This is a genomic window from Pseudoalteromonas sp. S2721, from assembly GCF_005887425.1.
Taxonomy (GTDB): Bacteria; Pseudomonadota; Gammaproteobacteria; order Enterobacterales; family Alteromonadaceae; genus Pseudoalteromonas; species Pseudoalteromonas simplex.
In genome coordinates this window covers 1-11,100 of record NZ_PNCZ01000003.1, presented here as the reverse complement: position 1 = coordinate 11,100, position 11,100 = coordinate 1, and the positions used below count along the sequence as shown (strand labels likewise).

General features: G+C 41.7%; 11 protein-coding genes. 2 read left to right on the top strand and 9 right to left on the bottom strand.

What is annotated here, in order from left to right:
- Positions 1 to 212: 212 nt before the first annotated feature.
- Positions 213 to 665, top strand: coding sequence for a hypothetical protein (locus CWC02_RS00570; RefSeq protein WP_138615841.1), 453 nt, complete (start codon positions 213 to 215; stop codon positions 663 to 665).
- 97 nt (positions 666 to 762) lie between these two features.
- Positions 763 to 1,110, top strand: coding sequence for a hypothetical protein (locus CWC02_RS00565; protein WP_138615840.1), 348 nt, complete (start codon positions 763 to 765; stop codon positions 1,108 to 1,110).
- 45 nt (positions 1,111 to 1,155) lie between these two features.
- On the opposite strand, the gene CWC02_RS00560 is transcribed toward CWC02_RS00565, so the two are convergent.
- The 9 genes from CWC02_RS00560 to CWC02_RS00520 all read right to left on the bottom strand — a co-directional run bounded on the left by CWC02_RS00560 (position 1,156) and on the right by CWC02_RS00520 (position 10,731).
- Positions 1,156 to 2,034 carry a LysR family transcriptional regulator gene (locus tag CWC02_RS00560; RefSeq protein WP_054553795.1) on the bottom strand — a complete coding sequence of 293 codons (879 nt, stop codon included), beginning with the start codon at positions 2,032 to 2,034 and terminating at the stop codon, positions 1,156 to 1,158.
- A 388-nt stretch (positions 2,035 to 2,422) separates the two neighbouring features.
- Complete coding sequence (locus CWC02_RS00555) at positions 2,423 to 3,079, bottom strand: 3-oxoacid CoA-transferase subunit B (RefSeq protein WP_054553796.1); 657 nt, start codon at positions 3,077 to 3,079, stop codon at positions 2,423 to 2,425.
- A gap of 11 nt (positions 3,080 to 3,090) precedes the next feature.
- A complete protein-coding gene (locus tag CWC02_RS00550; RefSeq protein WP_054553797.1) occupies positions 3,091 to 3,789 on the bottom strand; it encodes a CoA transferase subunit A in 699 nt (232 codons plus the stop codon).
- An 11-nt stretch (positions 3,790 to 3,800) separates the two neighbouring features.
- Positions 3,801 to 4,706, bottom strand: a complete 906-nt coding sequence (locus CWC02_RS00545) for a hydroxymethylglutaryl-CoA lyase (protein WP_138615838.1) — start codon at positions 4,704 to 4,706, stop codon at positions 3,801 to 3,803.
- On the bottom strand, positions 4,706 to 6,670 hold the full coding sequence (locus CWC02_RS00540; protein ID WP_138615836.1) for an acetyl/propionyl/methylcrotonyl-CoA carboxylase subunit alpha: 1,965 nt from the start codon (positions 6,668 to 6,670) through the stop codon (positions 4,706 to 4,708). Before CWC02_RS00540 ends, CWC02_RS00545 begins: the two co-directional genes overlap by 1 nt.
- Before the next feature lie 8 nt (positions 6,671 to 6,678).
- Positions 6,679 to 7,449 (bottom strand): enoyl-CoA hydratase/isomerase family protein, encoded by a 771-nt coding sequence (locus CWC02_RS00535; RefSeq protein WP_138615834.1) that lies wholly within the window; start codon positions 7,447 to 7,449, stop codon positions 6,679 to 6,681.
- Positions 7,450 to 7,459: 10 nt separating this feature from the next.
- A complete protein-coding gene (locus CWC02_RS00530) occupies positions 7,460 to 9,067 on the bottom strand; it encodes a carboxyl transferase domain-containing protein (RefSeq protein ID WP_138615832.1) in 1,608 nt (535 codons plus the stop codon).
- A gap of 9 nt (positions 9,068 to 9,076) precedes the next feature.
- Positions 9,077 to 10,252, bottom strand: coding sequence for an isovaleryl-CoA dehydrogenase (locus tag CWC02_RS00525; protein WP_054561519.1), 1,176 nt, complete (start codon positions 10,250 to 10,252; stop codon positions 9,077 to 9,079).
- Positions 10,253 to 10,296: 44 nt separating this feature from the next.
- On the bottom strand, positions 10,297 to 10,731 hold the full coding sequence (locus CWC02_RS00520; protein ID WP_054553803.1) for a MerR family transcriptional regulator: 435 nt from the start codon (positions 10,729 to 10,731) through the stop codon (positions 10,297 to 10,299).
- Positions 10,732 to 11,100 lie beyond the last annotated feature (369 nt).

Here is an 11,100-nt window from a genome sequence, read left to right as displayed (position 1 = left end):
AGCCGTCAGCCGTCAGCCGTCTGATCTGACTCCGATTGATCTGACCCCGATAAAGCAGATACGGGGTTTAAATAGGTAATGTTTACGATAAAGAACAATAAAGGAGTTGAGTACGCAAAACAAACAAATTGTTGTTAATTAAAAATAAAATCGGTACTTTATGATGGTATGTGTAGTTGATGACTTAATTTATTCAGAATAAGCGTATAACCATGAAACTGATATTTGTGTTGTTACTTTTAGGGCCTGTTATTGCCAATGCAGCTGAAGATAAAGTTGCTGTTTACCTTAATTTTGAGCAGGCTTATTTGAGCAATGATGTATCTTTGTTTACGCCATTATTAAGTAAAAACTATACGATTAGACAAACATTGCATATTCCAGGCATAGGGTCAGATACTCTACCTGTTACTAAAGCTCAGTTACTTGAAGGCATGAAGCAAAATCCTAAGCCTAGTTCATTACCGCGCTCAAAAGCTGAATCAGTCAAAGTAGAAACAATTTCATCAAATCAATTCTGTGCAAATTCACAAACTCTCGATCAAGTCGTCGTGGCAGGTAAAAACTACGAAGAGAAGGAACTGCGCAAAGCCTGTTTTAAACATGAAAATAACCGCTATGAAGCCATATCACATACCATTGATGTTTATTATCGAGAGCTTTGATAGAGAAAGTTAACATTCTGAAGTTTCTTGTATCAAATAAACGTACTAACTGATATTAATTACGGACAAACCCTATAAATGAGATAAGGAAATAAATATGAAAAAACAGTTAGGTTTAGTAGCAGGCGTATTTTTAGCATCAACAAGTTGTTTCGCAGCTGATAGCTTTCAAGTTGAAACATCTGTTTATAAAGCGAATGAGCTACTAGCATCGCCAGTAATGCTGGTGGAAGAGAAACAACCTGCGACCATCTCTATAGGTGAGGGGTTTAGCTATGAAGTTACAGTGATACCACAACAAAATAATACGGCAGCTGTAGAAACATCAATCACACTCGCTGGCAGCTATTTTACACCTTCTTTTGTTGTGGAATATGGTAAACAAGCGTCTTTCGAAATAGGTGAAAACAAAGTGAGTATCTTAGTCAGCAAGTCTAAAAGCTAATTTAAAGATAAATGACCCTCAACAAAATTGAGGGTCTTTAATCTTTTATTTTAGATGTTTGAAAGTATCAAGCATCCATTTTATAAATAGCTCTAATTGTGCATTAGTTTCACTAGGATCGTGTTGAACTAAGTAATATTTATCTTTCGTTTTTAATGGCATATCGGTGAAATTAAATAACCACTGTTCATCAAACCAAGTCTGACTGATAGGCAAGGGGATTAGGGCAATACCCATACCCTGTTGCGCGGCACGTGCCACACCAAACATACTATCAACCTGAATAATTTGTTTTGGTGCAAAGTCATCAATACCAGCATGCTCTGCCCATTGGTGCCAAGCCCAAGGACGCGCTTTATGAAGTATAAGAGGAACTTCATTTAAAGCCTGAAACGGGTTTTCTTGCCATGCTTGCCAGTTTTCTTTATTGCAAGCTGGTGTATACGATAGCGAAAATAGCTCATGTACAACGCCTTCATGCGGTTTAGACGAAGACAATACAATCGACAAGTCACTTTGTTTAGTCAGCTCTTTACGCGTTTTTAAGGTATTAAGCTGTAAGTTTGTATTTGGGTGCTCACTGGTCCATTCGCTCAGTTTTGGCATTAAAAGCTCACTGGCGAAAAACTCAGGTAGTGTAATACTGATCGTTACGTTTTCTTGTAACTGACTAAACTCATTAATGGTTTTTTCTAGCGCTTTAATAAGCGGTGATACAGAGTCATAAAAATTCTTACCAGCCGCTGTTAGGCGAATTGAACGGGTTTGACGTTCAAATAGTTCAATACCCAATTGTTCTTCTAATTGTTTGATCTGATGGCTTACGGCAGACGGTGTAAGGTAAAGCTGGTTTGCTGCATCTTTAAAGCTAAGGGTGCGAGCAGCAAAACAAAATGAGCGTAGGCCACGAATAGGTGTTTGCATAGTTAATTTCAGTAAGTCTCAATAGCGCTTGTTAGTTAATTAACTGCTAAGCAATTATTATCCCAAAATGTAAAAAAATAGAGAGTAAAGAATGAATATAGCTAACTCTTGCCATATTGTATAAAAAACAGCCTTTAATCGCTCGTTTAATCTATGTTTAGGCAAATGTTTAGTAAAAAAGTGATCTTAGCAGTTTTAGCTATTTCGTCATAGTCTCAGTATTAGATACTGCCAATTCACTAAAGCAGGGCGTTTTATACTATTTATGTGACAAAATGGTGCGGCGAAAGGCTGACTTTAGATAAAAAAAATCCCTCTTGCGAGGGATTTTGGGTAACTCAGCGCCATTGGCACTGGGAATGAGGTCGGTACATGGGATGTGAGTGGTTTAAAAAACCATCTCTGGAACATCACCTTCAACAAGCAATTTGCCTGCCGTTTTGCTAATAATTTCATCTACCGACACGCCTGGAGCGCGTTCGATTAGATGAAATGCGCCGTCTTTAACTTCTAGTACGGCTAAATCAGTTACGATTTTCTTTACACAGTTAACCCCAGTTAGCGGTAAAGTGCAACTTTCTAATAACTTAGAGTCGCCATGCTTGCTTGCATGAGTCATCGTAACAATAATATTCTTCGCGCCAGCAACGAGGTCCATCGCGCCACCCATGCCTTTAATTAGCTTTTTTGGGATCATCCACGATGCGATGTTACCGTTCTGGTCAACTTCAAATGCACCTAATACTGTTAAGTCTACATGACCACCCCGTATCATGGCAAAACTATCTGCACTATTAAATATTGCTGCACCTGTGGCTGCTGTCACGGTTTCTTTACCCGCGTTGATCATATCTGCATCAACTTGGTCTTTAGTTGGGTACGCACCCATACCTAATAAGCCATTTTCAGACTGCAACATAACTTCGATACCGTCAGGTACATAGTTAGCAACCAGAGTAGGGATACCAATACCTAGGTTTACGTAATAGCCATCTTGTAGTTCTTGTGCAACACGCATTGCAACTTGTTCACGTGATAATGCCATTTTATTGCTCCTTAATCGCGAGTTGTTACACGTTCAATGCGTTTTTCAAAGTCGCCTTTGATCACGCGATTAACATAAATGCCTGGGGTATGAATTTGGCTTGGCTCAAGTTCACCTGGTTCAACAATCTCTTCTACTTCAGCAACGGTAATTTTTCCTGCTGTCGCGGCCATCGGGTTGAAGTTCATTGCGGTGTGGCGAAATACAAGATTACCGTAGCGGTCGGCTTTCCATGCTTTAACAATGGCAAACTCACCTGTAATTGACTCTTCTAAGATATACGGGCGACCATCAAATTCTTTGACTTCTTTGCCTTCGGCAACCGGAGTGCCGTAACCTGTAGCAGTATAAAACGCAGGAATACCCGCACCACCGGCGCGCATCTTCTCAGCAAGTGTACCTTGTGGAGTTAAAACAACATCAATTTCGCCATCGAGTAGTTGTTTTTCGAAAAGCGCATTTTCACCCACATAAGAAGCGATGATTTTTTTAATTTGCTTATCGTGAAGTAAAACACCTAAACCAAAATCGTCGACACCGCAGTTATTCGAAACAACAGTTAGATTTTTAGTCTGTTTACGCTTAATTTCACTGATAAGTCCCTCAGGAATACCACACAAGCCAAAGCCACCAGCGATAATTGTATCGCCATCTTTTAAACCTTCCATTGCAGCTTCATAACTTGAAACCACTTTATCGAAACCGGCCATGAGCCTACTCCTTAATTATTCTGAGTGATCTTTAGAGCAAGTGATACCTTGCTGACAGGTTGTTTATTTAATGCACGGCAAATAGCCCAACCAGCTTTCGCCAGTATTTCTAAATCAATACCATGCTCTATGCCAAGTCCTTGTAGTAAGTAAACTACATCTTCAGTGGCAACATTTCCTGACGCACCTTTGGCATAAGGGCAACCACCAAGGCCTGCAACAGCACTATCAACCGTTGATATACCGCGTGTTAGGGCGGTGTAAATATTTGTGAGCGCTTGTCCGTATGTGTCGTGAAAATGTACAGCGAGCTTTGATTTATCAATATGTTGCAAGAGTAAATCTAATAACTCATCGACTTTTTTCGCCGTACCTACACCAATGGTGTCGCCAAGGCTAATTTCGTAACAACCAAGCTCTAATAATCGCTCTGATACCTTTAATACATCATTGTAGTCGACATCACCTTGATATGGACAACCCATGACGCAGCTAACATAACCTCTAACACGAATGTTATTCGCTTTGGCAAAATCCATAACATCCTTAAAGCGGTCAATACTTTCATCAATAGAGCAGTTAATGTTCTTTTGACAAAACGCTTCACTTGCTGCTGTAAAGATTGCAAATTCTTGAATGTCGACTTGTTTTGCTGCCTCTGCACCCCGTAAATTAGGGGTGAGGGCACTTAAGTTAACGTCTGGCAATTTTAATGCGCTTATTACATCGCTAGAGTCAGCCATTTGTGGCACCCACTTAGGTGACACAAAGGCGCCTGCTTCAATATCTTTAAGCCCTGCATCTGCAAGGGCGTTGATAAGAGATACTTTATCTTGGGTACTAACGGCGGCTTCATTTTGCAAACCGTCTCTGGCGCCAACTTCTACAATGCGAACAAAATCAGGAAACTGTGCCATTACGCCTCCGGCTCTTCAACAATCGCGAGCATATCACCATGACTCACCAGTTCACCTTCAGCAAAGCAATAGCTGGTTAATACACCATCATGCGGGGCATTAAGGGTGTATTCCATTTTCATCGCTTCGATGATGACAACCGCATCACCTTTAGCGACAGAACTACCCACCTCAACTAAATGTTTAACAACAGTACCATTGAGTGGTGCAGCGAGTGGCAACGCGTCACTTTCGTGTTCACTAATATAGTGTTTATCAATCAGCTCTAGCACCGTTTGCTGTGCTTTGTACATCACTGTAATGTAAGAGTCTGATTGATTAATATGAGCTACAACTTTTTCGCCATTAATGACTAGGTTCGCAAGGCCATTTTCAACCTTGCCCGAGGTTGTATAGTCAACCCCATCTAAGCTAATTTTAAAGCCATCTGAGGTCTTAACCGCATGAACGTTTAAATCTACAAACGGAATTGTTGTTTTAGCATCACTGTTTAGCATAAAGCCTGTTAATTGTTGCCATGGGCTGCTGCTTTCACCTTTTAGTTGATGTGCATACGCATAGGCTGCCACAACGGTCGCAATAACAGACTGTTGCTCGTTTTTAGCAACAAGGCGCTCACCTTGGTCTTCAATAAAGTGCGTATCGGGTGCACCTGCTTGAAAAGTAGCGTGGTTAGCAAGATTATGTAAGAAATTAACGTTACAGCTAAAACCTGCAAGGTGGAATTGCTCTAGTGCTTTTGATAAACGCCCAAGCGCTGCCTCACGGTTATCATCATGAACAATTAATTTAGCAATCATAGGATCGTAGAACGGGCTAATTTCATCACCCGCTGCAATCCCTGTATCTATACGTACAAATTCAGATTCGTTCGGTGTGAATAGGGCGTCAATGTGGCCAGAACACGGAATAAAGTCATTACTTGGATCTTCTGCATAAATACGCGCTTCAAAGCTGTGACCTTGTAGCTGAATATCTGCTTGGCTAAGTGGTAATGCTTCACCTGCCGCAATATTGATTTGCCAATTCACCAAATCAACACCGGTTACCATTTCTGTTACTGGGTGCTCTACTTGTAAACGGGTGTTCATTTCCATGAAGAAGAATTCATCACCGCATAATAAAAACTCAACCGTACCTGCACCGCGATAGTTAATCGCTTGGGCACAGCGTACCGCAGCTTCACCCATTTCTTTACGAAGTGCATCAGATAAACCCGGAGCAGGGGCTTCTTCAATTACTTTTTGGTGACGACGCTGTAAAGAGCAGTCACGGTCACCTAAGTACACACAGTTACCATGGCTATCGGCAAAAACTTGTACTTCAACATGGCGCGGTTTGGTGACATAGCGCTCTAACAGTACTAAATCGTTACCAAAGCCGGCTTTTGCTTCACGTTTTGCGCCTTCAAGTGCACCGATAAAGTCTTTTGCGTGTTCAACAACTCGCATGCCTTTACCACCGCCACCAAAGGCCGCTTTAATCAGTACTGGATAACCAATTTTTTCAGCTTCAGCTTGTAGGAAATCTGTATCTTGATTGTCACCATAGTAGCCTGGCACTAATGGTACATTTGCTTGGTGCATAATTTCTTTAGCGCGGGTTTTTGAACCCATGGCTTCAATACTTGATGCTGGCGGGCCAATAAAGGCGATATCATTTTTCTCACACGCGAGTGCAAAGTCACAGTTTTCAGATAAAAAACCATAACCCGGGTGAATACAATCAACACCTGCTTGTTTAGCTACATCGATTATTTTGTCTGCTACTAAGTACGAATCTTTACTTGGCGCAGGGCCAATGTGATACGCCTCATCAGCAAGCTTTACGTGCTGAGCATGTTTATCAGCATCTGAGTACACTGCAACCGTAGTTAAGCCCATTTGCTTTGCTGTACGCATAACTCGGCAGGCAATTTCACCACGGTTGGCAACGAGAATTTTTTTCAATGATTTTGTTGTCATAATGGTTCCTATTTCTGCCAGTTAGGGGCACGTTTTTCAAAAAATGCAGTCAGGCCTTCTTGGCCTTCTTCAGATACACGAATGCGTGCAATGCGTTCTGCGGTTAACTCAATCAGTGCATCATCTATTACGTTGCCAGCGACATCATTGATTAGCTGTTTTGCTGCTTTAACAGCAACAGGACCATTGTTGATAAGGTTTTGTAAGTGTTTGTCGAGTGCTGTTTGTAAATCGCCAGTGATCTGGTGAATTAAACCCAGTTGCTTGGCTGTATGTGCGTCAAAAATCTCAGCCGTTAAAAAGTAACGACGTGCAGCGCGTTCACCAATAGCTTTAATGACATAAGGGCTGATAACTGCAGGAATAAGACCAAGCTTTACTTCACTTAAGCAAAATTGCGCATCGTCTTGGCAAATCGCGATATCACAACACGCAATCAAGCCTAACGCACCGCCAAATGCAGCACCTTGTACGGCACAAATTGTTGGATGTGGGCTTGTAGCAAGGACTTTCATAAGCTTTGCTAGCTGCATAGAGTCCGCTAAGTTTTCTGCAAAGTCATTGCCAGCCATCGACTTCATCCAGTTTAAATCAGCGCCAGTAGAGAAGTGCTTACCGTCGGTTTTTAAAACCAGTGCGCGCACATCACAGCTATTTGCGTGTTCAATTAAACGGATCAGCTCACTGATGACTTCTTCGTTAAATGCATTGTGTTTTTCTGGGCGACTTAGTACCAGTACAGCCACATTTGATTTTGTTATTTCGAGTGTTACTGACATAAGGCCTCCATTACATTCTAAATACGCCGAACTGCGAATCGCGCTCTGGTGCATTTTTAGCTGCACTTAAGGCAAGCCCTAATACATTGCGAGTATCAGCAGGATCGATAATGCCATCATCCCAAAGGCGGGCACTGGCGTAATATGGATGACCTTGTTTTTCGTATTGCTCGATAATTGGCTTTTTAAACTCACTGACTTGCTCATCAGTCATGCTTTCGCCTTTACGGGCTAAACCGTCTTGTTTAACTTGTGCTAGAACGCCAGCTGCTTGTTCACCACCCATTACAGAGATACGGGCGTTTGGCCACATCCACATCATGGTAGGTTCGAATGCACGGCCACACATACCGTAGTTACCTGCACCATACGAGCCACCAATTAATACGGTGAATTTTGGTACATCAGCACATGACACAGCGGTAACCATTTTCGCCCCATGTTTGGCGATACCTTCGGCTTCGTATTTTTTACCAACCATAAAGCCAGTAATGTTTTGTAAAAACACCAAAGGAATTTTGCGTTGTGCACATAACTGAATAAAGTGCGCGCCTTTTTGCGCCGATTCACTAAATAAAATGCCGTTGTTGGCAACAATACCGACTGGGTGACCAAAGATTTTAGCAAAGCCGGTTACTAAGGTTTCGCCAAAGTAGCGTTTAAATTCATCAAATGATGAATCATCAACAACACGGGCAATCACTTCGCGTACATCAAATGGCTTTTTAAGGTCGGTACCCACAATGCCGTAAATTTCGTTAATGTCGTAACGCGGCGGTTTAACATCATCAAGTAACGGTGCAGTAGGGCGCTGATAGTTAATTCGTTCAATACATTGGCGTGCAATCGAAAGTGCATGGGCATCGTTTTCAGCATAGTGATCCGCAACACCTGATGTTTTACAGTGAACATCAGCACCACCGAGCTCTTCAGCACTTACTTCTTCACCCGTAGCTGCTTTAACCAGTGGCGGGCCTGCTAAGAAAATTGTACCTTGCTCTTTTACAATAATACTTTCATCAGCCATCGCTGGTACATAAGCACCACCTGCGGTACATAAACCCATTACGACTGCAATTTGTGGAATGCCTTTACCAGACATACGTGCCTGATTATAGAAAATGCGGCCAAAGTGTAATTTATCTGGGAATACATCATCTTGTTCAGGCAGGTTTGCACCGCCTGAATCAACTAAATAAATACAGGGTAAATGACAACGCTCTGCGATATCTTGAGCACGTAGGTGTTTTTTCACTGTTAGTGGAAAGTATGTACCGCCTTTTACGGTTGCATCATTGGCGATGATCATACATTCAACGCCTTTCACACGACCAATACCAGCAACAACACCGGCACAAGGAATCGCTTGTTCGTAAACACCAAAGGCAGCAAATTGTGAAATCTCTAAAAATGGCGAGCCTTCATCAAGTAGCGTTTCAATACGATCACGTACAAACAACTTACCACGGCCTTGGTGGCGCTCAATTAGGGCAGGGCCACCGCCTAAACGGATATCAGCGACTTTTTCACGTAAATCACTTACGAGAGCGGCCATGTTGTCGTGATTTTGCATAAATTGCGGATCGTGTGGATTTACACTCGATTTTAAAATCGTCATAACAAGGTCCTATCGGCTTTCAGTGAATAATTCGCGGCCAATTAGCATGCGGCGGATTTCAGAGGTACCTGCGCCAATTTCATATAGTTTTGCATCACGTAATAAACGACCTGTCGCGTATTCGTTGATATAACCATTACCACCTAAGATTTGGATAGCATCAAGGGCCATCTTAGTTGCCAGCTCTGCGGCATATAAAATCGCGCCAGCGGCATCTTTACGCGTTGTTTCGCCGCGGTCACATGCACGAGCTACCGTGTAAACGTATGAACGAGCTGCATTCATTTGCGTGTACATGTCAGCAATTTTGCCTTGAATAAGTTGGAATTGACCTATTGGGCTATCAAATTGTTTACGCTCATGAATATAAGGAACCACAATGTCCATACATGCTTGCATAATGCCAAGCGGGCCAGCAGCTAAAACAACACGCTCATAATCAAGGCCACTCATAAGTACTTTTACACCTTCGTTTAAGTTACCTAGAATGTTTTCTGCTGGTACTTCGCAGTTCTCGAAAACTAATTCACAGGTGTTAGAGCCACGCATACCAAGTTTGTCTAGCTTCTGCGCAGTAGAAAATCCTGGTGTGTTACGTTCAACGATGAACGCTGTGATGCCCTTAGGGCCAGCATTTAAATCTGTTTTAGCATAGATAACAAAGGTATCGGCATCTGGACCATTGGTGATCCACATCTTGTTACCGTTAAGAACAAATACATCACCTTTCTTCTCAGCTTTTAATTTCATTGATACAACATCAGAACCCGCATTTGGCTCACTCATCGCAAGGGCACCAATGTGCTCACCGCTGATAAGCTTAGGGAGGTATTTTTCTTTTTGAGCCTGTGACCCATTACGGTTAATTTGGTTAACACATAGGTTTGAATGAGCACCATAACTTAAACCAATCGATGCGCTTGCACGGCTAATTTCTTCCATTGCAATAACATGTTCAAGATAACCAAGGCCTGCACCGCCAAATTCTTCAGGTACTGTCATACCTAATAATCCCATTTCGCCAAGCTGTGGCCAAAGTTGATTAGGGAAGGCATTGTCTACGTCTGTTTGTTCTGCAAGTGGGGCAATTTCTTGGCTCGCAAAGCTATTAACGTGATCGCGGATCATGTCTGCTGTTTCGCCAAGTCCGAAGTTCATTTCTTTGTATAGTGAAATAGTGCTCATAATGTGTGTTCCTGTGAGAGTCTGTTGACGAGATTGTTGTCAGGTTATTCGTCTAAATTATTAAGGGTTTCACGACAGCGGCGTTCTGCTGTAACCAATTCCATCAGTACAACTTTAATGTCGTCCATCTGTTGGCTTAGGTCTGCTTTTTTTTCTGCGATAAGGTCAAGCATAGTCACTAGCTGCTTAGCGCTTGATTTATCTGCGTCGTACAGTTCAAACAAACGGCCCGTTTCGGCCAAGGTAAAACCTAAGCGTTTACCGCGTAGAATAAGTTTTAGTCTTACTTTGTCGCGTTTTGAATAAATACGGGTTTGACCATTGCGATCAGGTGAGATCAAGCCTTGGTCTTCATAAAAGCGGATAGAGCGGGTTGTAATATCAAATTCTTTTGCTAGTTCGCTGATACTAAACGTTTGCTCATTGCTAGCAGGTTCAACTGCTGCGCTTTCAAAGTTTGTTTGATTGTCTTGTTTCATGATTTATTTACCTCATTCGAATAACATCAATATAAGTGAAGTTTACGTAAAGGTAAAGGGTGATTTAGGAGTTATACTTTAGACTTATAAAGATAACTGGTTGGATTTGTTGAAAAGCTTTATTTATCTAGCCTTGTAAGCAGATGTTCGATTTTTCATACAACAAAATACAGATAAGTTTACAGTTTTACCAGCCGCAAAAATGTTGATTTTAGATTTACGTTGGCGTAAACGTAAATATTATGTATGCTGAATTAAATCGAAATTAAACTATAACAAATTAACTGTTTGGTTACACATGATTTGAACACATGATTTGAACACATGATTTGAACACATGATGATAACCACTTACATGGAGCCAATTAT